The following is a 25100-nucleotide window of genomic DNA, read 5'->3' as shown; positions in this document are numbered from 1 at the left end:
GGTCTTCAGACTTCCAAGACAACATATTGCTTGTCGATCGTGACCTGAAACGTTTCGGCGCGCAGCTCGCCTTCGATCAGCGCGCCTCCGGACTCGACTTTCAGCTCATAGCTTCGGACCTTGGTGCGATCTGGCTCGCACCATGACCGCCCGGTTCGCAGATCGAATTCCCAGCCATGCCACGGGCAGCGCAACAACTCATCACGACGGCTGTATTGATAATCACCAGGCCCCGTCGCCTCGACGAGCCCGACGATGCGCCCTTTGCACAAGGACGCCCCCTCATGCGGGCAACGATTGCCGACGGCGAAATACTCGCCCCCGACATTGAAAATGCCGATCTCGCGTCCGTTGACCTGGACCAGCAGGCGCTGGCCCGGCGGGATCTGATCCACGGTCGCAACCACATGCCGCGCCATCAGTCCAACCTGTAGAACTTGCGCGCATTCTCGTAGAGAAGCTGCTCGCGCTGGGCTTGCGTGAGGTTGGCGCGAAACGCGTAGCGCGGATCGTCGAAATCCCAATGCGGGTAGTCGGTGGAAAACAGCAGCCGATCCCATCCAATCCTGTCGAACAGATCGATCAATTCAGCTGACGTCGCCGGCTCTTCCATCGGCTGCGTGCTGAACCACACCTGCTCGCGCACATATTCCGACGGCGGCTTCTTCACATGAGGAACCTCGCCCCGAAGCCGCGCCCAGTGCTTGTCCATGCGCGCATTGAGCGACGGCACCCAGCCCAACCCGCCCTCCATGATCACGACGCGCAACTCGGGAAAGCGCGCCAGGACCCCTTCGAAGACAAGGCTGGCCACGACCGCCTGCATGGTCTGGGCGACCGAGTGATGTTCCTCCATGTAATAGGATGTCCATCCGCCGCCGGTCGACGGATGGCCATTGGTGCCGCCGACATGAATCGTGATCGGCAGGTTGTTGCGCACGGCCGCCTCATAGATCGGCCAGTAGCGCCGGCGTCCAAGCGGCTCGTCCGTCTTGGGCAGGATCAGGATCTGGGTAAAGTTGGGATCCCCTCCCCTGGAATCGATCTCGGCGACGGAGGCAACCGTGTCCTCCTGGGCGATCAGCACCGAGGCCCTCAAACGCGGCTCCTGCTTCACCCAGCGTTCGACCTGCCAGGTATTCATCGCGCGGGTCAATGCGACGCCAAGGTCGAGATTTCTCTGACTGCCCGGATTCCACCGCAGGGGTATCAACATGCCCACCTCGATCCCGTTCGGATCGAGGTGCTGTTTCTTCATCAGTTCAAGACTCGATCCCGGCGGCCCGCCCTCCTCCGGATAGGCATCGATCCGCGCGGCGTCGGGCGACATGCGCGGATGCGACAGTGCCTCGGAGAAGGCGTGGCGCAGGTGACTGCCATAGACCGTGAGATGCTCGATCCATTGCCTTTCCAGATAAGGATGCACCTCGGTCCAGGACGTCATCGCCGGATGGATGTCGCAATCGATGACTTTCAGCTTGTAGTTCGAGGCCCGTGGCCGTTCCAGTTCAACGGTGCTCATGGCACAACCTCCATGATCTGATCGGCCGTGGCCAATCGCGAGTAAGTGGCGAGCGCATTTTCACTGGTGATCTTGCGGAAAAGCGCATCAGGGAGCCGGCCGGAGAGAACCGCATCCCCGTCGAAATGCCAATGCGGATAGTCCGTCGAGAACAGGAACAGTTCGTCCGACTTGATGTGATCGGCGAGCCGCATGATGGCCTCACCCTCGTCCGCCGCATCGACCGGCTGCACCGTGAAACGCACATTGTTGCGGATGATCTCCGACGGCGTGCGCGTGACCCACGGAACTTCGGCTCGCACGCCTTTCCATGTCTTGTCGGCGCGCCAGATGAACCCGCTCAGCCACGTCAACCCGGATTCGATTGCAACGACCTTGAGCCCGGGGAACTTCGCGAACACACCTTCCGATATCAGGCTTTGAAGCTGGCTCTCGAATGCGGCGGATTGCGCCACATAGTCCTCGACATAGTATGACGGCCACCCGACGGCGGTAGGCGCATATCGATAGGCGCTTCCTGCATGAATTCCGATCGTCAGGCCGAGGCGCTCGGCGCGTTCGTAGATGGGCCAGAGATGCCGCCGGCCCAGCGTCGTTTCACCGGACACCAGCATGAGCACCTGCACGAAGCGGAAGTCGTCGGCACGGCGGTCGATTTCCGCCACGGCGAGTTCCGCGTTGTGCGACGGGATCACGATCGAGGCGCGGAGCCGCGGATCTCGGTTGAGCCAGTGATCCCTGATCCAGTCGTTGGTCGCTCGGCAGAACGCTGCCGCCATATCCTCACTGTGAAGGACCTGCGCGCCGTAGAGACAGTTTAGAATTCCATAGCGCGGTCGAAACCGATCGAGCACATGGTCCTGCATCGCTTCGAGCGAGGAGCCCGCCTTCGCGCCGCCCGGGAGAAGCCAGTCCGGACGACAGGATAGTGGCGAGTTCTGCGGATAGCTGGTCAGGCTCAGATTGAGACGATCGAGCGCGCGGACGGAGACCATCTCGCGCCAATAGTCGTCCAGATATGGCAGGAGGACGCCCATTCCGGGCACCGCCGGGTGAAGGTCGCAATCGATTGCGCCGGCATACGTCCTCGCCTGATCAAGACCGGCGACCAAGCCGTTTCCTTCCATGTCACTCTCGCCACTTTTTTCTTGGAATTGGGAGATTGGGCTCTATGTTGATATGTCAATAAATGTTTTGTCAAGAAATTTGATCTGGATCAATGCACTGCAAAATGCGGGACTTGGAACGAAGTCCATTGGAGATCTTCGAAAATGCCGGCGACCAAGAAAATCGAGAGGGAGAAAGCTTCGGACGAACGTTCCCGGAATGCCGGAATGCTGGCCCGTGAACATGTCGCCGTGCTGGTGTCGACCCTCGGCATGCGCCTCAACAGAGGCGCGACCGCGTATTACCGCGCGGCCTGGAATATCGGCATCGTGGAATGGCGTCTTCTCATGACGCTCAAGAGCATCGAATCCCTCAATGTCAGTGAACTTTCCGACGCTGCCGACGTCGACAAGGCTGCAGCAAGTCGCAGTCTCGCCATCCTGGCGGATCGAGGGCTGATCTCGATCGAGCAGACTCGCTCCCGTGGCAGAGCCGCTATCGCCAAGCTTACCGGCGAAGGTAGAGATTTCGCCACGAGAATGGCCGAAGCCTCGCGTAAGCGCGAGGCTCGGCTATTCAAAGATTTCCCAATCGCCGACAAAAAACAATTGTCGCAACTTTTGCTTCAGCTTTCTAATGCCTTGGATCATGCTGATTGGGAGCACTAACGGATCACAGACCAGCGGAAGGATCAAGTGAGCTACGATGCTCAAGTCCAACCCGCAGAACGTTTCTCGATAGGATATCCCGTCTCGACCGGCGGTTTCGGATCGCCCCCAAAGTCCTGCTAGGTGGTGCATTGTTCTGAAAGTTGTAGCCGTCTCTCGCTTTTCAACCGAGATCGGCCGCAACAATTCGTAGACGTGGCTAGGCTTGATCTCGGACAATCACATCTTGATCGCATTCGCGAAGAGCCTGTCACCCCACTCGTACAACGGCCGCATGAAGTCCGATTGGGTGTGGATTGCTCGACCTTTGCGCTCGCGCCATTTTCGTCCGTAGGTATCGAACGGAAAGTGTCGCATGTAGTAGTCGCAGGTCTCTTCCCAATGGTCGATCGACAACGATTTGCCGTAGTGTTGGCAATAGAGGCCAGTCGCCACGCGTTCAACGCCACCCGGCTCGCGCGCATGGTGCTCTGCGAAGGTGACCTCCAACCGGTTTCGCCACAACATCAGAATGTCTCGCCGTTCCGGACCGAAGAAACGACGAAAGTCCAACAGTTCGCAATCGGCCTGATAGGGTGCATGATCCCCAGGAGTCATATAGGCGTCGAACAGTTGAACCCGCACGCCGTCGCACTCGCTGGAATGCGTTCCTTCTATGAATCCGCGTAAATCTCCGGTAACGCGCTCATCCGCATCGAAGCAAAACACCCAGTCGAACTGCAAATGTTCGCGCGCCGTCTGCAACAAGAGGCCGCGATGCCGCCCCTCGGCAATCCGGCGTGCCTCGACCTCCGCTTCCCACGACCGATTTGTCACGATCAGAGCGACTTTTGGGTGTTCGCATAGAATCTCCAGCGTACGATCCGTGCTCGCGTCATCATAAGCGACTATCGCATCGACGTGCTTGCCGACGTAGTCCAGTGTGTCTCTGAGAATAAGCGCTTCGTTACGAACGCGGGTGATGCCGATTAAAAGGTGCTTGTGACCTAATAAGCCTGTGTTGCAAGCAATGATTCGCTCGCCCTCGCGAAGTAGCCAACCAATGGTGCCCGGCATAATCATCGCCTCGCGACTTTAATGAATTGACACCAATGATGGGCGCGTATCGCCAAGATTAAGAATTCTCGTTGTCGCCGCATCGAGCTGGCGACCCGCCCCTCTTGACCATCCCTCCCCTTACGGGATTTCGTGACATCTTCTCGAAGAGGTCGTTAGATCAGCGAATGCAAGGCCGTGACCGCGGCCTCGCGGGTCTCCACGGGAACGAACAAATTTATCGAATGTGGTGATAGAACGTATTTTTCAACGACAATCCCGCGGGATTGCAGAATTTGTATCGCCTGAAATGGCAAGTCTGAAGAAACGCCGCCGAAGCAAGTAAGGCTCACCGAACTTAAAGTCTCACGCTCTTTGCGCAAGTCCTTGCTCCTTTCCAGCGTGCGCAGCAGAGTGTCGAGCGATTCCGACTCGCAAGTCATCATGATGCGCGTTTTTCCGGCGGTGAAAGCCGAGGCGAGGACTTGCGGCCAAGATAGGCCGTTTTGCTTGAGATGCTGCGCAAATTTCTCAAAACCGTGACTGAGATTCGTCGAAGCGATCTCCACATGCTCAATACGAGCCATCGAGTTGACGGCCAGAATTTTTCCGGTTTCCATTCCGATAACCTCTTTCATCACTCGCGTGCTGTGTTCGGAATTGCCCCATTTTCGCAAATACAAAGGGATGTTTTGGCTTTGTGCCAGCTCCACGCTGCGAAAATGCAGAACCTTGGCGCCCCAAAAACAAATTTCGGATAGGGATGCAAAATCCAGCCGGCGCAATGGCTTTGCGTTCGCCACGATGCGCGGATCGGCCGAGCAAATTCCGTCGACCTCTTTGATAATTTCACAGCGCTCGGCCTTTAGCGCCGCAGCCATGGCGACTGCAGTTGTGTCGCTGCCGCCCCTGCCTAGTGTGGTGATCTCTTTGGTTCGCGGATTCACGCCTTGAAAGCCCGCTAAAACCACGATGCGTCCGCGACCGAGTTCTTCGAGCACGCGCGCAGGCCGCACATCTAAAATTCGCGCGGAAGAATGAGATTCGTCTGTCATTACACCGGCCTGACTCCCGGTAAAACTAATGGCTGGCGCACCGAGATCAGACAGGGCCATGCTCATCAACGACATGCTGATGCGCTCACCGGTCGTTAGCAACATATCAAGTTCGCGGCGGTTGGGATGCGGGCTTACTTGATAAGCCGCCTTAATTAGTTCGTCGGTCGTCTTACCCATCGCTGAAACGATCGCCACGACGCGATGACCACGGCTGTGCAAATCGGCGAGGCTCCTCGCAACCGCGCGGATTTTTTCCGGGGTTTCTAGACAGACGCCGCCGTATTTTTGCACGATGGTCGGATCGTTGCGCATTTACGTGCGACGGCAGTTGTATGAGCGGTGGCTTGATGTTCGCTTCGCTCCGCCGGATAGTTTCATGCATCTAGCTCCAGAACTGCTTGCGGTCCGCGCAAAGATTGGATCACCCCTATCGAATTTCGCGACGTTTTTTCCGCGCGCCAGCGCGTCTCTGAGGTTCAGAGAATAGGCCAGTGCACGCGGTTGCCCACGTACCTCTCCGCTCATCGCCTTTCACAGCTCTCCAAGTATTCGATACAAGAATCGTTTTTCTTGGCGGAAGATTGGCGGTCACGACAAGATCGGCTGGGTAACGCTAAAGGTCCTGCCGACCCGAAAATAATCCCTGAATGAAAGTGTCGTACCGGTTTCGCCGGGAAATGGCCACACGCACGTCCTCGGACCAGCGGTGCCGCCGACCCGTCTCCACCGCTTCAAGCCGTTCGACTTGGGCACTGAGCCCATCACCGTCCATCAGGACAGTTCTCAATACCGCGCCTCTTTCGGCAAGGCGGCCCCGCCGGATGTGTACTAACAGAGTGGCCCGACGTCGTGTTTTCTAGGACGTTCCAAGACTTGTCAGCCTTGCACTCCCCAAAGGCCTTGCCCAAGGCAGCTAACGAAAATTTGGGTCCAGATGCTGGACATAATCGATGTGGATCAAATATCATCCACCATTGCGCGCGATTGTTCCAAGCTCCGAGAGCTTGGCGGCCGGGCCCTTGTCGGCTGAGACAACAACTGACGCCCCCCGAGCCCGTGCCTACTTTCGCTTGGTTGCCCTGAGTTAGTGCGTCGCTACCAGCAAGGTTGCGCTATGCTGAAACACTTGCTCATTGAAGTCATTGGTCACGTTTCCGGTCTCAGCGACGCGCAGCTTGAACAAATTGAGCGGTCATTGCCCGCGACCAAGGCGCTGATCGATCTTCTCAGTAAGGCACATCCGATCATCGAACAGGCGGAAACGCTCTATAATGAGGCGCAGCCGCTAATCGATCAAGCTGGGAAAGAGTGGCAAACGGTCGGCCCTGCAGCGCAAATTCTGATTGATGTGATCTCACATCATCTCAACAAAGGCAGTTCGCCGGCGGAGGCCACTGAGGCAGTGCACGCGGCGCTCGGCGGGTCAATACAGAACGTTGCGCAGGATCGTGGGATGGACCGGGGAATGAACCGCGTGACCGTGTTTGGGGGGACCGGCTTCGTTGGTTGTCGCGTTGTGCGCCATTTGAGCGTCTCCACCGTTACGGTGCGTATAGCCTCACGGCATCCTGCGCGGGCCGAGGGCGACAACGCGGAACAGGTCATCGCTGATGCCCATGACGAGCGCTCTGTAGAGGCCGCCGTTATGGGTGCCGACGGCGTCGTCAACGCGATCAGCCTTTACACCGAGCATGGAGGCGACACATTTCATTCGGTGCACGTCGAAGCGGCCGCCAGGATCGCTGGAGTGGCACGGCGGGCCGGGGTCAAACGGTTTGTGCACCTATCAGGCATAGGCGCTGACCCCACATCGCCTTCGCCCTATATTCGCAATCGCGGCGAGGGCGAGGTGGCTGTGCAAGCGGCATTCCCTGGCGCAGTCGTTATCCGCCCGGCGGTAATGTTCGCGCCGGACGACGCCTTTCTCACGACAATTCTTGGGCTGCTTCGGACCCTGCCGGCTTATCCGCTATTCGGCGACGGCAGGACGAGGCTTCAGCCGGTGTACGTGGACGACGTCGCCGCGGCGATCGCACAGGTCCTGCGGCAAACACAAAGACCGTTTCCAATCTACGAACTGGCCGGCCCGCGCGTTTACTCATACGGCGAGCTGTTGCGGACCATTGCGCGCACCGCCGGATTGCGGCCAATGCTGGTGCGAGTACCCTTTGCTTTCTGGAACGCCGCCGCCGGCCTCGCTGAGATCCTGCCGTACCCGCCGCTCACGCGCAATCAGGTTGAGCTTATGCAGATCGACACGATGGTCTCGGGCAGCCGGCCGGGATTCGGTTCACTCGGAATTTCGCCGCGATCGCTCGAAGAAGAACTCAAAGCGATGCTCAAGCATACAGACGAGGAAACTCAAAACACAAATAAGGGTCGAGCCAGGTAGGGTTGAGACTTCGTTACCGTGTCACGATGTGACTACTGATGTCGGGAAGCGGCTTACCTCCGAGGTCGCGCACTAGGCCCGATAGATCGATGGTCGCAGCTCAGGGGTCAGTTCATCCGCCAAAGTTTTTACAAGAGCCGAAGGGGAATGCCCCTCCCGAGTGAACCCTTAGCGTGCGGCCAGCCGCCTGGAGCTGTCCGAATTAGGACAATCGATCTGTCACATTAGGATACCCAACGGAGTGCTCCTTTTGCGCAGTCACCTCTTCACTTTGACCGGGAATAAATTGAGTTGGCCGGCTCGGCTCATCCAGCCCAAGTCCGGACGGCAGGCGGCCCTACCACGCGACTCGCGAGGCGGGGTCGCTGCGTGTAGGGCTATCAGAAGTGCTACCAGTTGGGTCGCAAGATGGTAGCGGGAAAAGCAGATCATGACTGACGATCAGGTCAATCTCGTGGTTCGGCACCTTTGCGAGCAATTGCACTTGACGCTCCGATTGAAGGGCAGCGAGGCACATCCACCAAACGCCAAGGATATTGGTTTCGATCTGCCTCTGTAAGAACTGTGTTGCTGACAGGTCTGCGTTCGGCGGGCTTCACAATCGACCACGAGGCAATCGGGGCGAGCGAAGAGCCGCCGTGGTCCTAACGAAAAGCCCAGGACAGAAGTCCCGCGCCAATGTCCGGGTCGTACGCACCGGTCTACCTTTGAGCCGGTGACTTCCGGTCTACTCGCGTGAACGGAATTTGCCAGACCAACGCGACTGGTCGGGCTCGTGCCAATAGACGTCTTTTGCGTCTACTCAATTATTTGGTCAGCTTGTGCGAGTAGTGTCGTCGGAACTACGAGCTTGAGCGCTTTTGCAGTTCTAACGTTGATCCATAACTCGACCCGCGTCGGCTGTTCGACGGGCAAGTCGCTGGCTCGTGCCCCCCCAAGGATTCTTTTGACGTAGTAATCTGATCGAATAAAAAGACGCCGTCTCGACGCACCGTAAGCGAGTAGACCACCTTCCCCGACGAAATCCGGCGATGTCGCGAAGCTCGAAATGCGGTGCATCAACGCCAACGCTGCGATGCGGCTTCGATACGCGAAACGAGGACACGTTCGCGACTCCATCGACCATCGGCCCCGGACCCGACGAGCGCAAGAGCGCACCCTCGTTAGTATTACTTGGGCCGCTTAACGATACCAGATCGCTTCGCAGATGGCCTCCGGGTGACGATCGTTTCAATACCTTGCAGCGTCCGCGCGAATTCGGACCGCAGGTGCTGCGCGTGTGCTGCATCCTTCGGCTCAGATAAAAATGCAATCTTCACGAAGAAGCGGTTCAATCGCGATGTGACGAGAAGATTGTCAGAGTGTTGCGAGCGTAAGTTCGTGATCTGTCGTCGCATCTCAACGAGATCGAACCGGTCATCGTCGGGCTTATTCGCCAAATGAAGCTCATACCGTTGCGGTAGATGAACGAAGCCGCCGCGCCGAATATCTTGGCGCGACGACCTCGCCATGGTGAACCCGGACGGGGCAATGTCCGGTGCAGAGAGGTTAGCGCTCCGCAGCTCGGGTGCAATCGAAGACGCGGATTAAGCTTGATGTCGTCGCGGAAAGTTAAATCTGGAACAAGCGCTACTGTGGTCTACAGCACGCCCGCGCGTCCAGTTAAGCGCTCCTTCTCCAGCGACGTCCCGGCGACACGATCAAGGTCGGAGCCTAGCGCTTTGGCGCGGGTTACGTCGCGCTCAATCGATCGCTCGGACTTGCCAGATTTTGCCGCCGTGTCCTTAGCGAAACTGTCCATAAGGCCGTCAAGCCGCCTTTCGCTTGGAGATCGGCTTTCGCCCGTTGCGCCGACGTCAGGTCGCGGCGGATCAGGTTTTCGTCGATTTCCATATCCAACCAAATTCAACTTCACGAAGCACTCGCCCGGCGAGCGTGGCGGCCCCGCTAATTGCCGCTATCGAATGCCGCTAGCGCCGCTATTTGTTGATGTAAGTGACTGAAAAACACTTGCTGGCGCTCCCTAGGGGAATCGAACCCCTGTTTCAGCCTTGAGAGGGCTGAGCAGCAAGAGTGAGTTCGCCGCCGGAGTTGTGGCTAGGATCAAGAGCCGAGCCCCTGGTTCAGGCGGAGTTCCATCCATCAAGGACTAGGTGGTTGGCGCGAGCTTTTGTCAGAATTCGCGGCCTAGTTCACGAGTCGCGACCCGCTAGTTGCTGCTTTTGACGAGACTTCGACCTACGACATTTAGCGGGCAACGCGAACTCAGAACTCAATATCGAGCGCGCTTCCCCTATCGACTCACGAGTTTTGGCTTTTGGTGAAAATCGACTCATGATTCTTGGGTTTCTCGACTCGCGAATTTTTGGCAGGCCACGATAAATCAATGGGTTAAGCGACTCGCTTTTGATTGGTCCCGACACGCTTCGCGAGCTTCGGCTCGGCGAGCCAGCGCCACAAATGGCAAGCGAAGCGGGCGAAGGCTGCCGCGCCGAAGCCCGACGGGCGAAGGCGGGCTGCGAAATCAATGATTTGGGCCTTGACCGAATTTTCCGGTGGACCGGCTGATTTTGTTGGAGCCAGACATGATCAAGATCGCGACACTCCCCGTTGCGACACGCGATACCCGCGAGCGCATCCAGCGGTGGATGTGTGGCGCCGTTCCTGCCTCTCTCATTCCTGCCTCTCTCATTCCGGGACTGAACATGCGCAAGCTTCTGGCGATTTTGGTGATCTCGTGCTGGGCCACTTCGGCTTACGCACAAAAGGCCGACCTCATTGTCACGAACGCAAAGATCGTGACGCTGGATCCTGCATCGACGATCGCGCAGGCGCTCGCCGTCCGCGACGGCAAGATCGTTGCAGTTGGCGGCAACGATGCCATGGAAGGCCTGATCGGGCCCGCGACGCGCCGCGTCGACGCCGGCGGACGCACCATCATTCCGGGCTTGATCGATTCCCATATTCACGCCGTGCGCGCCGGCCTCACCTACGCCACCGAGGTCAACTGGATCGGTGCAAAGACCATCGACGAAGCCATGGAACGCCTGCGCCAGGCGGCCAAAGCGCGCCCGGCGTCCTGGATCATCGTGGCCGGTGGCTGGAGCGAGTTGCAATTTGCGGAGAAGCGGCGGCCGACGCTCGCCGAGGTGATGTCGGCCGTGCCTGACAATCCGGCCTACATCCAGCTGTTCTATTCGGCGCTGCTGATGACGCCGAAGGCGCAGCAAGCCCTCGGGATCTCCGCGGATCAGTTGCCGGCCGGTATCACGTCTGAGCGCGCCACATCGGGCGAAACCACGGGCTGGTTCAACGGCTCCATCGTCAGTATCTCCGCGCTGTTCGATCGGCTGCCGCGGCCGACTTTCGAAGACAATGTCGCCGGGACCCGGCAGTTCTTCACGGAGCTCAATCGTCTCGGAATTACCGGGATCGTGGATCCCGGCGGCTTCAGCATTTACCCCAGCCACTACGCCGCCCTACAAAAGCTCTGGCGTGAGAAATCACTTTCGGTGCGTGTCGCCTACAGCCTGTTCGCCCAGAATGTCGGCGCCGAATTCGAGGAGTACAAGAACCTCACGCCGTTCCTGCCGATGGGATTCGGCGACGACATGCTGCGATTCAACGGAATCGGCGAGCGGATCACCGGCGCCATGTACAACAACAACGCGCCCGACGCGGCGGCGAAGGACAAGTTCCTTGAGATCATTCGCTGGGCGGCAAAACAAGGGCTGACGGTCACCATCCATTGGCAGGAAGACAAATCCGTCCATCAGCTCCTCGACCTCTATGAAGAGGTCAACAAGGAGACGCCGATCGCGCCGCTGCGCTGGTCCATCGCCCATCTCGACAACACCTCGCCCGAAACGCTGACGCGGATGAAGGCCCTTGGTGTGGGCTGGACCATGCAGGACGCCATGTACCTCGGAGGCGACCGTATCGTGGCGCAGGCCGGCGAAGCTGCGCGCCAGATGCCGCCCATCGTCACGGCGTTGCGGACGGGCGTCCATGTCGGGGCCGGCACGGATGCGCATCGGGTCGCATCCTACAATCCGTTCGTAGCGCTGCAATGGATGCTCGACGGCAAGACCGTCGGCGGACACTCGACGCGCGGCCCGGCCGAAACACCCAGCCGCGAAGATGCCTTGCGCCTCTACACCGTGGGAAGCGCCTGGTTCTGCTTCGACGAGACGCGGCGTGGCACGCTCGAAAACGGCAAGCTCGCCGACTTCGCGGTTCTCGACCGGGATTTCATGTCCGTCCCCGTCGAGCAAATTGGCGCCACGGCGTCCCTGCTGACGGTCGTGGGTGGCAAGGCCGTCTACGCGGCGGATGTTTTCGCGAATGCGAAATAGGAGATGGAGGCGCGCTGGGCCGCTCTCGCGAAATCTCGGCCTGTTGTCCAATGCAGCGATATTTGCTCTCGTCTCACACCATGCAGCTCGGGCCGACATACGTTCCAGCCAGTTCCTGGGCGGCGGTCCCTTGGTGGCTGCCCGGCAGCCGCGCTCATTCAACCACCTCGTCGGCGCGTAACAGGAATGATTCCGGTACTTTCAGACCGAGTGCCCTGGCGGTCTTCAGATTGATGACGAGGTCGAACTTGGTCGGCTGTTGGACTGGCAAGTCGGCGGGCTTCGCCCCGCGCAAAATCCTGTCGACAAAGGTCGCGGCAAGCCGCCATAGGTGGGTTGCGTCCACGCCGTAGGACATCAGCCCGCCCGCATCGACGAACTCTCGGTATTCAAACATCGTTGGAATTCGCGCGGTCAGCGCTCGGGTCGCAATGGCGAAGGTGAGTGGGACGCCGACGGCATAGAGTGCGTCCGCACGGTCCCTGAGGGCCTCGAAAGCCGATGCAACGTCCTCTGCGCGCCGGATTTCCAATATCGTCGCCTGGAGGCCGAGCGCGGAGGCCGCCGCCTGCACCTCATCCATCCTGTTTTTGAAACCGGGGCTATTGGCATTGACCATAACGGACAAGCGGCGGAAACCTGGGACAACCTCGCGCAACAGCTCGAGGCGCTTGCCGGCAAGACTGATGGGGTTGAGCGCCAGGCCGGTCGCATTGCCGTCCGGTCGGGCCAAACTTGCGACGAGGTCGCTGCCCACAGGGTCGCCAGAAATGGAGACAATTGGGATGAGCGATGTCGCGCGTTTTACCGCGAGGGTCGGAGATCCCCCCACCGTGACGATGACATTCACCTTGAGCCGGACGAACTCGGTCGCAATTTCGTTGGAGCGTTCGGTATGTCCCTCCGCAGAGCGATACTCGATCGCAACGGTCCGCCCCGCGATCCAACCGAGATCGCGCAACCGATCCTCGAAATCTTGGGCCGACCAGGCCGGGCCCAAGAATCCGATGATGGGTAGCTTTCTCGTCTGCTCCGCCCGCGCCGGGCTCGGGCCCATAACCGCGGCAACGCCGACGAGCGTGATGAACTCGCGCCGCCTCATTGAGTTACTCGTTTGAAGCGCCCGACTGAGGCATACAGCCTAGCATTTTTCAACCGGGAGCCGAGCGAGAAAAGGGCTGGCAGCCCGCCCTAACCGTGCGACGCAATGTCCGCAACGGGTCAAAAACGGCGCCTGGGAAGTCGGCCGGTCACTTCCGGTCCGCCCCGATAAGCGGACCACCTCGCAGTTCGCTTGCACTTCGCATTGGGGCCATCAGTAGAAGTAAGCCGTCCTCACTCGATCACTTCGTCGGTGCGGGCGAGGAGCCCTGGCGGTACAGCCACATCGAGAGCCTTTGCCGTTTTGAGGTTGACTGCCAACCCCGTCCCGATGCACCCAACGACTTCCTTGTCCAGCCCGCCGCCATCCCAATGAGGCGTGGCACGTCGCCCAACAGTCGAAGAGCGCCTGCCCTTCGGCGAGACTTGGTAGAACCAAATACGCTGGCGATACGCGAACGCAACACGACCGTCCGCGAGCTTGTGGTCACCGTCCCTCGTAAACGGGTGGACGCTTTTGTGCCTCGGCATCACGGCCTTCCTGGAAATCCCTGGTCGTGAGCAGCGCACAATATTGGTCGCCGAGCTTAGCGAGCGCCGTCTGAGAGTCTTCGAGCGCCATATGGGAGGAGGCCAGGGACGTCTTAATGCCGAGAGGGCCGCATGCGGCGATCTTGTTGGCGATCTCGACAGCCTTCGCGAGCGCCGCATCTCGATTTGGGGCCACTTCCTGAACCGTTCCCATCCGGAGGGCTTCCTTCGCACCCCAATGATCGCCTGTTAGAATGAACCGCATGGCATTTCCCCATCCGGCTTCTCTGGGGAAACGAACCGTTGCACCGCCTCCGGGAAAACGGCCGTGCGTGTTCTCATCCTGACCGAACTCCGTGTCTTCCGACGCTACGCGTATGTCCGCTACAAGGAAAAGCTCGTGCGCCATATTCCAGGTGTCGCCATGCACCGCGACAACCAGAGGCTTCGTGAGCGCTGGCCTGGTCCGCCCTAGAGGGTCGATGAAGCCGGGCCCATCCATCATCTTTTTTCCAGACTGAGCGAATGCCTTGTAGGCATCGACATCGACACCTCTGGAGAAGCGGTCGCCATAGCCGAACAGAACCGCCGCACGGAGCGAAGGGTCCCGATCATACTCGTAGTATGCTCTCGCCAAGCTTTCTGTCGCATCCGGATCCAGCCGGTTGTCGATGTAGGGCCGATTGATGCCAATCAGTACAATTTGGCCTCTGCGCTCGATGGTGATCTTCGTCTGCTGATCGTACGGGATGTCCGCCATAAGCCTGGACTGCGCGGCCTCGTCGGTTTGTGATGTCATCGACTTGTCTCCCGATTTCTGGGCCTGCAACGCAACCGTCCCGAAAAGAACGGCCACTACTCACCGCGATCGGTGCTGAAAGCTGTGGTGTTGAGCAACGCCAGGCATTGCCCCATAAGCCCTGTTGGCCCCATACCAGGGAGCCGCGCCGCCAGGGAGTTCGAGGCCCATTCTGCCTGCTGGCGTTAACTCGCAGTCGTTCAATATATCCCTGTTGGGATATTGCGCCTGAAACGAAGCTGGATTTTGAGTCGCCCACGTCGGGCACTGGGCACTTGCAGAGCTTATCGCGCCAATCGACATCATCGCTGCAATAATGGAAGTCCTGAATCCAATCATAATCGTACTCCGAACGGTTGTTGTTTTCGTGCGGAGCGTTCGCGCTGGCTAGAATCGGCTGCTCTGTTGAAAGCGTTTCCTGCGAATTTTTTTGACAAGGATTAGCTAGGTATGCGCTTGGGAAAAGACACGCAGTGGAAAATCACAGCTGCGCGAACGGCACATCAGCACGCTCACCGTTGCGTGAGCCGCACCCGCATCCACGCATGTCTGACGTCGGGATTGCGGTCCTAGATCATGCGCCGGGGCTGTTGAGACGAGCCGCCGAAAACCTCCTCCTTTCGCGTCCGGTAGATGGTGACAACCTCCCGGCACGCTTTGACATTCAACCGGTGGAAATCGATCTTCAATTGATCCAGCTCGCCAACGGTTATCCGGTAGTTGGCCGCGCCCAGGAACAGCAGCGCCATAGTGGTGGGCCATGAGAAATCGAGAGACTTGGCCAGGATCAACACCGGCTCGCGATCCTTCTCGATCAATGCCCGTTCCGCGACGTCTATTGGAAGCCCACAGAGCAACGACAGGGCAACGGTGGTCTCGTTGAACTTGAGAGAGTGAGCAAGCTCGAAGACCTTGTCTTCCGTCAATTCGCCTCTCTCGTGCAGTTTTGCCACCGTGCGTTTCGCGGTGAAGTAATCCTTCGACGCCGGGCCAAACCTGGCGTGAATGGCCCCGGTGACATCGACGACGACGCGATGGACCTGATGTTCGATATCCGGACGCTCCCTCTTCAGCTTTTGCCGCACCTCCTCAGAGGCTTTGGCGATCAACTGGTGGAAGAGATGTCGGGGAATATCCTTTCGAAGTCCCACCGACTCGGCGAGGATCGAATCCCCTTCCGACCGCCGCACCAGGTGCAGAAATCCGGATTTGGAGAGGTTCGCCCCGGCATTTGAAGCGACCGAGGTTACGACCTCGGGAGATCCCCGCACCACCAGGACATCGGTGACCGCTTCCGGGACCGTTTGTCGCTTGGAGATTGCAAGCAAATGTTGCTGGCTCTTGTTCTTGGCACACGCAATCAATGTCTCGGTGTCAAGGCGCTCCGACTGACTGAGAACCGGCCATGCGACATCGATGCAGTCGTCGCTTGCCATCTGCCGGGTCAACGCATAGGGCGCGTTTGAGCTGCATGCGAGCTTTCCTGCAAGCTTCGCCCGCGCGCCCGCTTCAATCTCCTGCGCGAGACGACCGATGACCTCACCGAACGTCCAGATCTGCTCCTCGGAATAAGTGCCGGCGATCAGGATGTCTGCCGCATGCCAGAGGGCCCGCAGACAACTCTCGGGATTTCCTCTCGCAACTGCTTCGTCCAACTCGGCCAGGAATGACGTGATAGCAGCCATTGATGCGCTCGCAGTTTGAAAATAATCGAACGACAAAAGCGGATTTCAAAGCAATGGGCGATGACACCACCCAGACCTGAACACGCGGTAAAATCATTCCCGCCGCCTTGGATCGGGCATAAGATCCGCCTAATCAGATCGATCGAATTTTAGGTATTGCCTGACCTGGAGGGAGCGGACGCCGTCGACAACCCGCCCAACGTAGCTGCACCCGCGAGATCGCGCGCCTTGACCAGCAGCAGCCTCGGGCAAGCGAAAGATGACCTCGGCTGGGGCAGCGGCACGGCCCACCGAATGGTTCGGCTCACGCTCAAGGGATTACGGTGACAGTGCTACTGCGTGCCGTACTCGAATGGCTGCCATTGTAACTGGAGGCGCGCCCGGCGTAACTAAAATACCAGCAACAGTCCCGAAACCAGCAAGATGCTGAGAATAATTCGCCGGAACAGCGCGTCATTGACGCAGCGAAAGACGTAAATCCCGAGCGCTGTTCCTGCAACGAGCGCCGGGATGCCGACGGCGAAGTCAGCCAGGACCTTTGTCGACAGATCTCCTCGGATCAGCATGAGAACAAGTGCGAATATCTGCATGGCGGCGATGAAGGGTTGAACCATTCCGCGCTGTTCGGTTTTCGGCACGCCGTGGATGTCACACCATATGGTCGGTATTGCACCCGGCATTGCCGTCAACCCGCCGACAAAGCCTCCGCTGAAGCCGATCAATGCATTACGTCCCGCATTCATCTGCAAGCGATGAGAAAGCGCCGGCCGGAATAACGTGTAGGCCGCGTAGCAGGCGACGGCGAGACCAAAGCTCTCCCTGAAGATCCGGGCGTCTGCAGCTTGCAGCAACCACACGGCGATCGGAACGCCGAGCAATCCGCCGACGACCAGTCCCGAGCTCTGCTTCCAGCAGATGCTTTTTCTCAGCGCCCAAAGACCCGCGGCTTGCACGGTGATGCTGCAGGCCATCATCAGCGGGACCGCCTCCCGTGGTGGGAGAACGTGAAGGAGAATCGCGCCGGCCACCGCCGAAAAGGCAAAGCCCGCGAGGCCCGAGACGAAAGCGCCGCAAAACACGGCAATGCTGAGCAGGCAAAACGACGCCATGTCGCCCATGAGCTAACCCTTCCTGTCTGTCAAATCCTGGAATAGCGACCTGGCGATCAGTCCCCGGACGACAGTCCGGGCGGCTCGGGCGGTGCCCCGGCATCGCCCTGGCGGGTCGACGTCAACATCGTGGCCGCAAGGATGTGAAAAATGACAACGCAGATGGCGATCGTTGCGAGCAGCGTATTCTCGCCCGGCGCCGAAATCCGAAGCTTGCGTTCGGGCGACTTTTCACTGACCGGCATTGTCTCGCCCTCCAACATCTGACCGAGAGGCAAACTGGGGCCACCCATTGTCGATCAGGTGGTGGTTCTGTCGAAGGGTGCGCTCTGCCTGCAGCCGTCGCGCATGGTGGAGCGCTTGAAGGAGGCGCCCAAACCAGCCTTCCTTTCGGGAAGACCCCGTGGAGGCGACAAACGAACTCGCTGAAATTGACGCATCGCCTCTGGGTGAAGCTCTGCCGTTAAACAATGGTACGGAGGATGCCACGAGCGACTGAAACATCTTGTGAAGCAACAACCCATAGAACACGCGGGTGAGACGCCGTGCCTTATCTTCCAAGCGCATGACACGAACACCTTGTGTGAGTGACCGGATACGGCTGGAAGTATCGAGCGGGACGCGGGGCCACGCTTTAAGGCGAGCTTAATTTGTTCTTATCGTTTCCTTGATTCTGAAGGGTGTGCTTGCTTTCGGGCCCGCGTACCGGTTGAATATCCGCCTTGCGCACACCTCCGAAGGCATTGTTTTGCTGTACCTATTTGACGAGTTTGTCCTCGACACCGACCGGCGGGAATTGCGCCGTGACGGACGTACGATCCCGTTGCAGCCCCAGGTTTTTGACATCCTCGAATATCTGATCCGCCACCGCAGCCGGGTGGTGACCAAGGACGATCTGATCGGTGCAATTTGGGGCGGGCGCATCGTCTCGGAGTCAGCGCTCACCACCCGCATCAACGCAGCCCGTACCGGAATAGGCGATTCCGGCGAGGCGCAGCGGCTGATCAAGACTTTGCCGCGCAAAGGCGTCCGCTTTATCGGCACGGTGCGGGAAGCGGCCAGGGAGGTCGAGAACGCGGTCGTAACTCTGAAAACCGAAATCTCCACCCTGGTGGTCGGCCGGACCCCCTCCTTCGCGACGATCGACCAGATGACGCGGCACGTCCTGTCCGGCAAACGGCAGATGACTTTTGTCACCGGAGAAGCCGGGATCGGCAAAACGGCCTTCATCGCCAAGGCGCTGGAGCAGCTGACGGAACAGGGCTTCGATCAGCTCTATGGGCGCTGCACCGAACGGTTCGGAACAGACGAAGTCTTTCTTCCACTCATCGATGCGCTGGTGAGCCGTTATCGCGCAAACGGTCCGGAATTGATTTCGGCAGTTCGCGCCCACGCACCCACTTGGATCCTGCAATTGCCAGGCGTCATCGACGCATCGGAACGCGCGGCTTTCCAGGACGAAGTGTTCGGCGCGACGCGCGAGCGGATGCTGCGCGAATTTTGCGATCTTCTGGAAGCGCTGAGCATCGACCGCCCCTGGGTTCTTGTTCTCGAAGATCTGCACTGGAGCGACTTCGCGACACTCGACGTACTGTCTCGCTTCGCGCGCGGGAACGGCAAGGCGCGCCTGCTGGTCCTCTGCTCCTATCGTCCGGCCGACAGTTCCGTCGGCGGGCATCCCATCCCTCGCCTGCACCGGGATCTCGAGATTCATGGATATTGCAGCGAATTGCGCCTCGATCGGTTGTCGCGTCCCGAGGTCGAGCGTTACCTGGCATTGCGCTTCGACGACGAGGAACTTGCCTCCAGCCTGTCAAAGCCGGTATTCGAGCGAACGCTGGGACATCCCCTGTTTGTTGCCACGCTGCTCAAGCACTTGATCGACCAGGAGTCGATCATCGAAATGGACGACGGATGGCGCCTGTCCTCACAGGCGGCATTTGCGCAGGACCGCATTCCAGACAGCCTCGTGAACATGATCGGCCACGAGCTCGATCGCCTCACCGACAACGAGCGGCGTCTGCTCGACGTCGCCAGCGTTGCCGGCGAGGAATTTTCTGCGGCCCTCGTTGCGGCCGGTCTGTCCGACGATGCGATCGACGTCGAAAGGGACATCGAAGCGTCGATCCGGAAGGATCAAATCCTCGCTCGGTCAGGGGTTTCCGAGTGGCCCGATGGCACATATTCGGGCGCCTACGCTTTCCGCCACATTCTCTATCAGAACATCATTTATCAGAATCTGCCGCCCGGGCGCCGCGCACAAACGCACAAGCGCCTGGGCAAGAGGCTGGAGGAGGCCTATGCCGGCCGCACCCCTGAAATAGCGCCCGCGCTTGCACTTCACTTCGAGCAGGGTCGCGACTTTCCGAGCGCGTTGCGTTACCTCCGAGAAGCGGCAAAGAACTCGACGAAACGCCTCGGCCATGCGGAGGCCGCAAGCTATCTGACCCGCGCGCTTGGCATACTCGATCGTTTCGATGCTGCCGACAAATTCTCAACCCGCGTCGCTCTTCTGCGGGAGCGAAGCTGGGCTCTTCGCTCGTGCGGCGACCTCGCCGGCTCCATCCGTGATCTGCGAGACATGATTGCCTGCGCCGAACAAGCGGGCGATGTCCAGCAACAGCTCAACGGCCTCACGGCCGTGAGCAGCCTCTGCTTGCGCGTGGATCGCCACGCCTGCCTTGAGGCCGCTGAAGATGTGCTGTCGCGAAGCCAGGCGCTGGCCGACGACACATTCAAGGCCCTGGTCCAGGGCAGCAGCGCGAGCGTCAACCTGTTCCTCAACGGCTGGCGCAAACAGGACGCCACGCTCTGCGACAGGGCGATCGAGCTGAGCGCGAATGCCACGAATTATGGCATCCTGATCAGGCGCAATGGAATATCCGGCATCGTTGATTGCTGGAGGTCGCAGTACCAGGAGTGCCGCCGCGCCGGCACGGAAGGCAAGCGGTTGGCGCGTCTGGCCGGCGACGTCTACACTTTTGTTCTGTTCAACGTTCTTGAGTCGATCGCGCTTATTCATCTGGGCGAGTGGCGCGAATTGCGACGTGAAATCACGGCCGGCCTCGAACTGGCCGTCAGGAACGCGAACGGCCCCAGCAGCGCATTGTGCCGGCTGACGCTTGCCTGGTTGCACGTCGAAGCGATGGACTTTGATGGAGCCCGTGAGCTCTGCGAAAGCGTCGACGATAGTCTGCTGGTCGGAGACCAGTCGACGTACTTCCACAAGCGGGCCGTCCTTGCCAAGGCCTATGTCGGGCTGAACGACCCGTCGGGAGCTCGCAGGCAATTTGATGACATCGAGCGCCGCAGGCATGAAGAAGGCATCGACATCGAGTTTACCGCCGCGACGCAGGTGTATCATTGTCTCGGCGAATATTACCTGCAGGTTGACGACTTTACGCAGGCTGAGAGCTGTGCGCGCCAGCTCCACGATTATGTGGCCACGGCTCCGGATCTCAATCACCTGGCCCAGGCCCACGGACTGCTCGCCCGTACTGCGCTTGCCATGGGCAATTCAGCGGAGGCTCAGTTGCAGCTGTCCCGCGCGCTGGAGATCGTCGACAGTGCCGACTTCCCGATTGCTTCCTGGCGGGTGTACCGCACGGCCGCCGAGATCTTCGCGAAGTACGGCGACGTCGACAGAGCGGCGACGTATCGCATGCGATTTGTCGAGACCGTCCGAAGACTCGCGCAAAATTTCGAACCCGGGGATCGGCTGCACAAGAGCTTGCTCGCCATGTTGGCGACGCGAACAGCGCAACTGGAAGCAATGACCTCTCTGCCTTCGCGGCCCGACAGTGCACGCCATTGACCCGATCCGCCTCGACACGCATGGCGGCCAGGTCTGCAATCTGCCGCTCAGTCGGCCGAAATGGCGTTAAGCTGTGCGGCAAGTTGCGATGAAAATGGCTAAGCTATTTTGAGCTTCGCGCCGCGCGCCAATCCTTGCGAACGCCGGCGAGGTCCGCTGCTCAGCATATCATGGGGTTATCCCCGTGGTCGCAAACTCCACCCGGTTGATCCGAGGGCACTGGCGCAAATGCGTGGTAGGCCGGCGCAGCGATCGATCGCTCGAAGCGGGAGCTCGCCCCCACGCCCTGTTCGGTGTGCCGATCGCCGGTGCGGTGCTCACGCGCCTGGAGCGGCGTGCTGAAGATTGCGGTGACGACCAGTCCGGTCAACAGGGCCTTGGACAGGACTGACGCGATGGGATTTTTGAATGGTGTCATCGTGGTGGTTCCTTTCGTTTGGGGGATCCCCCGCGAGGCAAGAGATCCGATCCACCACCCTTAGACGTGCGTTGTCGCGCGCTTATTCCCAAGTCACAAAGTAGTTTCCGAGGCGCGTACAATCTTCTCGGACACGAGACAGAGCTCTACGCCGGATTCGGTTGCCTGCACCGAACGTGAATAAAAGTTTAGTTAGCCGAGAACCGGACGCGTCCACGCGGTGCGAGGCGAGCCTTGTTGAGGCTGTGACGGCGAGACCGAAAACGCGCATGGACCCACGGCGCGTATAAGACCATATTACCCAGGCATCACTTTGTTCGAAGAGCAAAGGATTGGTCGAATGTACGCCAACATTCTCTTGAGCACGGACGGATCGGACGTCGCGCGAAAAGGCGTTGAGCATGGCATTGCCCTGGCGAAGGCGTTGAACGCCAGGCTGACGATCATCACGGTGACGGAAGCGCTGCCGGTCGACTATGGGAGCGGACACGCCTCGGGATGGATTCCGACGCAGGAGGAGGTTGACAGCTATGACGCAGCCTGCAAAGCCCGTGCAGGCAAAGTGCTCGACGACGCGCGCGCCATGTCGGAGCAGATCGGCACGCCTGCGGAACTCCTGCACGTTCCGAATGCGCACCCGGCGACTGCGATCATTGAAGCAGCAGAGTCGAGAGGCTGCGACCTGATCGTCATGGCCTCTCACGGGCGTCGCGGCCTCAGGAAGCTGTTTTTGGGCAGCCAGACATCCGAGGTCCTGGTGTACGGAAGCGTGCCGGTGCTGGTCGTGCCGAAGCCGGCATAGTGCAGGGCTTACCCCACGCCACTCGGCTGTTCTGCTGGGCGAGCCCAACCGAAACAAGGCGCCAATCGACCGCTCTCACGCGGCAGGAGAATTTTATGGTCAGTGAAAAAGGCCCGAACATCAAGAAGAAGCAGAAATGCAAAAATTGCGAGGGCAAAGGCTTGCTCAAGAAGGGCGAGAAAGTGGTGAAGTGCCAGCGCTGCAAGGGCACGGGGGTGCGGTGATGTTGAGTTGATGACCGCTCTATTCCCGGGGGATTGCGATGACAGGGCACTTCCCAGCAATCGATTTTATTTTTGATCAGCCCGGCTGGATCGGGCCGAAGTCACGGCGTCACCGATTCGCCTTAGCGTATTCGTGTTGCGCAACGTGCTGACGCCCTTCAGGCGCCCCGCGCCTAACGCCGAAAGCAAACGCGATCGCGCTGGATCGCCCGTAAAATGGATCCAGAGATCGCCGCCGGCGACGGCTATTCGTTCATCGCTGATATAGCGTGCCAGGGCGTTTTCGCCGCCTTTCGGGATTGGACTGCGCATCACGCGAACAGCGACCCTTTGCGGATCAGCGGTCGCTTCGGCACGAAACGGGTTTGCGCGTAGCAGGCGTCGCCACGCGTCAGCGTTGCGAACGATGATTGCGACATGCTTGCCGAACCGCACGTTGAAGGCCGCTTCGAGATTTTCTTCCAACTCGGAAATCGACGCCTTGTCGCTGTCAAACGTCAGATTTCCCGTCGCGCCGATGGTTCTGGGGTCGTGGAGGCCGAGGCCTTGCGCCATGGCACGCAGCTCGGCCATCGCCAATCGCCGGCCGAGCGGGAGAACCACACTGTAAAGCAGGGCCACGTAGGTCGTCATCGTTGGATGGCTCTCGTTCTCGGTCGGCTATCCTGACCAGCTTTATCGTTCACAACGTCAAATATCTTACGGGGTGCAGTCAAGCACTGTCACCGTAATAGCCCGCACCATGAAGCCACTGGTATTCCGGCCGGCAACATCAAGCTTCGTGCAGTATTCTGGGCGATCCATCACAGAAAGGTCGTGAGCTCATAAGCCAGCACGGCTCCGCCAAGACAGCGCCGCCATGGGTTCACCCCGCGGAAAATCTCGTCGAGGGCCCAAATGATGAGGCCGCCTTTGAACACGATGTCCAGGGCAATAGCGGCATTGCCCAGCGGCTGCCAGACCCAGCGCAGGGCACCGGCCACGATGACGACCCAAAGAACGAGGTTGGGGACCTGGGCGATCGTGATGTCACCGGTTTCGCGATTCCGAAAGAACCATTGCAGGAACCTGGACATGATCGCGCTCGCCTCTCCGATCGCGAGGTTACTCGAATACTCCGGTCACCGCGATTGCGGCCGTCCCGATGTCTGCGATCGAGGGCCGCATCAGGTCTTTCGCGATTTCGGGAGATGACGACGACAGCGCTGGATTGCATGCCATCGACGGGCCGGCCGTGCGTCCCGACGCATTTCTGCTTGTTCGGTGGAGCAGCCACATCGATGAAGGGCGCCGTCGCCGGCGCCCTTCATCGCTTGCCGCTCAATCCCGGCTGCGATGCAGCACGTGCCGTTGCTGCTGCGGCGCGTAGGCCCGCATCGGGTTGATACCGCAGCTCTCGTTGGTGCCGCTCGCGGTGGCACGGCACTGCTCAAAGGTGGAAAACTCGCAATTGCCGGGGTAGCCCGATTGGCGGCCCTGCAGGCAATAATTGTCTTGCACCTCGGTTGCGGACACGGCGGTAGAGGATGCCGCGACGGTCAGGGTGGAAACCGCCGCAAGGACGGCGATGGCAAGATGACGATGCATGAGGGAACTCCTGTGTAGCGCTCGCTGGATGCGAGAACTCTCGTGAGCTAACGTTTCAGATCTCGGATACTTTGCAGGTGGAGAGATTAAATCGCTGTTATGTGCCACAGGGGCGGCACGCCCGTGCTCCGCTCCACCACGCACTCCGCACCATCGATAACGGAGGGTGCGTGACGAAAATCCCTGATGGTGGCGGGCTTGTCGCCGACCCAGCACGTACCGAATTTGGTCCAGCCGGCGGCGCTCGACCTCACAGCTCAGGTGGCCAGCCCGATCGCTCGGCTCGACGCAATGACGACTTTACGATCAGGCGATGGAAGGGCGCGATTCCCGCGATATAGGCCCGCCCTCCCAAATGATTGAAGGTCACGACCGTTGTGGCGACAAGTCGGCGGCACAAAGCGGACTCTTCAACCAAAACGGACAAACGGAAGTCGAGATGGCGATCGTCCTCGCCAAGAATAATCTCGTGACGACGCCGATCGTAGACCCGAAAGAAATCGATCCTGTCGGTCGCAACGTCATCGCGCAATTCGGACGATGTCTTAAGACCAAACCCCGCAACCAAAGTGTCCCTTAGAGCCACTAGCCAGCCAACCCACCGCGCCTGACCCATAAGCATATGGGTGGCGAGGCGCTCGGCGTCGCCCGTCGCATGGCTCGGCAGATCGATCGCGAATGCGTCAGCGAAGCCCGCCTTGGCGTAGAGCGGCTTGAGCACCGAACGTTGCGGCAAATCCACTCGAGCAACGCGCGCCATAGATGTTCTGCCCGGACTGAATGGAAGCGAAGAGGTGGTGGAGACCAATAGCACCCGCGGGACTCTCCAACAAGCAGCGAGGCCACCGGGCAGGTCGGTGCCCCCCTTCCCGCTCAGTGGTCATTGAAACTGA

General features: G+C 59.5%; 22 protein-coding genes and 1 tRNA gene. 7 read left to right on the top strand and 16 right to left on the bottom strand.

The features are described 5' to 3' along the window. Positions 1-5: 5 nt before the first annotated feature. Genes ABIB95_RS37280 through ABIB95_RS37270 form a run of 3 tightly spaced genes read right to left on the bottom strand, consistent with a single transcriptional unit; the run spans position 6 to position 2649 of the window. The gene (locus ABIB95_RS37280) at positions 6-419 is read right to left on the bottom strand and encodes a Rieske (2Fe-2S) protein (protein ID WP_354247212.1); all 414 of its coding nucleotides are present in this window, start codon (positions 417-419) and stop codon (positions 6-8) included. Then, positions 419-1522, bottom strand: a complete 1104-nt coding sequence (locus ABIB95_RS37275) for an amidohydrolase family protein (protein WP_354247209.1) — start codon at positions 1520-1522, stop codon at positions 419-421. Before ABIB95_RS37275 ends, ABIB95_RS37280 begins: the two co-directional genes overlap by 1 nt. Next, complete coding sequence (locus ABIB95_RS37270; RefSeq protein ID WP_354247206.1) at positions 1519-2649, bottom strand: amidohydrolase family protein; 1131 nt, start codon at positions 2647-2649, stop codon at positions 1519-1521. Before ABIB95_RS37270 ends, ABIB95_RS37275 begins: the two co-directional genes overlap by 4 nt. A 144-nt stretch (positions 2650-2793) precedes the next feature. Here ABIB95_RS37270 and ABIB95_RS37265 point away from each other — a divergent pair, with 144 nt between their 5' ends. Next, positions 2794-3297: a MarR family transcriptional regulator gene (locus ABIB95_RS37265; RefSeq protein WP_354247204.1), complete on the top strand. Its 504-nt coding sequence runs from the start codon at positions 2794-2796 to the stop codon at positions 3295-3297. 219 nt (positions 3298-3516) lie between these two features. Here ABIB95_RS37265 and ABIB95_RS37260 read toward each other — a convergent pair whose 3' ends face one another. Both ABIB95_RS37260 and ABIB95_RS37255 read right to left on the bottom strand, forming a co-directional pair. Then, positions 3517-4353, bottom strand: coding sequence for a glycosyltransferase (locus tag ABIB95_RS37260; RefSeq protein ID WP_354247201.1), 837 nt, complete (start codon positions 4351-4353; stop codon positions 3517-3519). A gap of 155 nt (positions 4354-4508) precedes the next feature. Beyond that, entirely contained in the window at positions 4509-5702 is a 1194-nt protein-coding gene (locus ABIB95_RS37255) for an aspartate kinase (protein ID WP_354247199.1), read from the bottom strand. A gap of 802 nt (positions 5703-6504) precedes the next feature. Between ABIB95_RS37255 and ABIB95_RS37250 the strand changes: the two genes are divergently transcribed. Together ABIB95_RS37250 and ABIB95_RS37245 are read left to right on the top strand one after the other, a co-directional pair. Next, positions 6505-7782, top strand: coding sequence for a complex I NDUFA9 subunit family protein (locus tag ABIB95_RS37250; protein WP_354247196.1), 1278 nt, complete (start codon positions 6505-6507; stop codon positions 7780-7782). A gap of 430 nt (positions 7783-8212) precedes the next feature. Further along, the gene (locus tag ABIB95_RS37245; RefSeq protein ID WP_354247193.1) at positions 8213-8341 is read left to right on the top strand and encodes a hypothetical protein; all 129 of its coding nucleotides are present in this window, start codon (positions 8213-8215) and stop codon (positions 8339-8341) included. A gap of 239 nt (positions 8342-8580) precedes the next feature. On the opposite strand, the gene ABIB95_RS37240 is transcribed toward ABIB95_RS37245, so the two are convergent. Both ABIB95_RS37240 and ABIB95_RS37235 read right to left on the bottom strand, forming a co-directional pair. Beyond that, positions 8581-8901, bottom strand: coding sequence for an ABC transporter substrate binding protein (locus tag ABIB95_RS37240; protein ID WP_354247190.1), 321 nt, complete (start codon positions 8899-8901; stop codon positions 8581-8583). A gap of 895 nt (positions 8902-9796) precedes the next feature. Beyond that, positions 9797-9881, bottom strand: a tRNA-Glu gene (locus tag ABIB95_RS37235). A gap of 486 nt (positions 9882-10367) precedes the next feature. Here ABIB95_RS37235 and ABIB95_RS37230 point away from each other — a divergent pair. Continuing rightward, the gene (locus ABIB95_RS37230) at positions 10368-12137 is read left to right on the top strand and encodes an amidohydrolase (protein ID WP_354247187.1); all 1770 of its coding nucleotides are present in this window, start codon (positions 10368-10370) and stop codon (positions 12135-12137) included. 154 nt (positions 12138-12291) lie between these two features. Here the strand turns inward: ABIB95_RS37230 and ABIB95_RS37225 are convergent, their stop codons facing one another. The 5 genes from ABIB95_RS37225 to ABIB95_RS37205 all read right to left on the bottom strand — a co-directional run bounded on the left by ABIB95_RS37225 (position 12292) and on the right by ABIB95_RS37205 (position 17607). Beyond that, the gene (locus tag ABIB95_RS37225) at positions 12292-13239 is read right to left on the bottom strand and encodes an ABC transporter substrate-binding protein (RefSeq protein ID WP_354247184.1); all 948 of its coding nucleotides are present in this window, start codon (positions 13237-13239) and stop codon (positions 12292-12294) included. A 486-nt stretch (positions 13240-13725) separates the two neighbouring features. Beyond that, positions 13726-14568, bottom strand: a complete 843-nt coding sequence (locus tag ABIB95_RS37220) for an enoyl-CoA hydratase-related protein (RefSeq protein WP_354247182.1) — start codon at positions 14566-14568, stop codon at positions 13726-13728. Between the two features lie 569 nt (positions 14569-15137). Further along, positions 15138-16253, bottom strand: coding sequence for a DUF2336 domain-containing protein (locus tag ABIB95_RS37215; RefSeq protein WP_354247179.1), 1116 nt, complete (start codon positions 16251-16253; stop codon positions 15138-15140). Positions 16254-16642: 389 nt separating this feature from the next. Then, the gene (locus ABIB95_RS37210; protein WP_354247176.1) at positions 16643-17371 is read right to left on the bottom strand and encodes a sulfite exporter TauE/SafE family protein; all 729 of its coding nucleotides are present in this window, start codon (positions 17369-17371) and stop codon (positions 16643-16645) included. Between the two features lie 47 nt (positions 17372-17418). Then, entirely contained in the window at positions 17419-17607 is a 189-nt protein-coding gene (locus tag ABIB95_RS37205) for a hypothetical protein (RefSeq protein ID WP_354247173.1), read from the bottom strand. Positions 17608-18071: 464 nt separating this feature from the next. Between ABIB95_RS37205 and ABIB95_RS37200 the strand changes: the two genes are divergently transcribed. From ABIB95_RS37200 to ABIB95_RS37190, 3 genes are all read left to right on the top strand, one after another. Beyond that, the gene (locus tag ABIB95_RS37200) at positions 18072-21176 is read left to right on the top strand and encodes an ATP-binding protein (protein ID WP_354247170.1); all 3105 of its coding nucleotides are present in this window, start codon (positions 18072-18074) and stop codon (positions 21174-21176) included. A gap of 758 nt (positions 21177-21934) precedes the next feature. Continuing rightward, complete coding sequence (locus tag ABIB95_RS37195; protein WP_354247167.1) at positions 21935-22396, top strand: universal stress protein; 462 nt, start codon at positions 21935-21937, stop codon at positions 22394-22396. Positions 22397-22491: 95 nt separating this feature from the next. Then, complete coding sequence (locus ABIB95_RS37190; protein ID WP_256376431.1) at positions 22492-22620, top strand: hypothetical protein; 129 nt, start codon at positions 22492-22494, stop codon at positions 22618-22620. Between the two features lie 66 nt (positions 22621-22686). On the opposite strand, the gene ABIB95_RS37185 is transcribed toward ABIB95_RS37190, so the two are convergent. The 4 genes from ABIB95_RS37185 to ABIB95_RS37170 all read right to left on the bottom strand — a co-directional run bounded on the left by ABIB95_RS37185 (position 22687) and on the right by ABIB95_RS37170 (position 24967). After that, positions 22687-23253 carry a DUF1697 domain-containing protein gene (locus ABIB95_RS37185; protein WP_354247164.1) on the bottom strand — a complete coding sequence of 189 codons (567 nt, stop codon included), beginning with the start codon at positions 23251-23253 and terminating at the stop codon, positions 22687-22689. Between the two features lie 170 nt (positions 23254-23423). Next, a complete protein-coding gene (locus ABIB95_RS37180; protein ID WP_354247161.1) occupies positions 23424-23696 on the bottom strand; it encodes a hypothetical protein in 273 nt (90 codons plus the stop codon). 244 nt (positions 23697-23940) lie between these two features. Further along, positions 23941-24207, bottom strand: a complete 267-nt coding sequence (locus ABIB95_RS37175) for a DUF3551 domain-containing protein (RefSeq protein WP_354247159.1) — start codon at positions 24205-24207, stop codon at positions 23941-23943. A 250-nt stretch (positions 24208-24457) separates the two neighbouring features. Beyond that, positions 24458-24967: a DUF2867 domain-containing protein gene (locus ABIB95_RS37170; protein WP_354247156.1), complete on the bottom strand. Its 510-nt coding sequence runs from the start codon at positions 24965-24967 to the stop codon at positions 24458-24460. Positions 24968-25100: the final 133 nt, after the last annotated feature.

It is taken from the genome of Bradyrhizobium sp. LA2.1 (genome assembly GCF_040547725.1).
Taxonomy (GTDB): Bacteria; Pseudomonadota; Alphaproteobacteria; order Rhizobiales; family Xanthobacteraceae; genus Bradyrhizobium; species Bradyrhizobium barranii.
The sequence above is the reverse complement of the archived record's forward strand: the minus strand, read 5'-3'. Positions and strand labels throughout refer to the sequence as shown.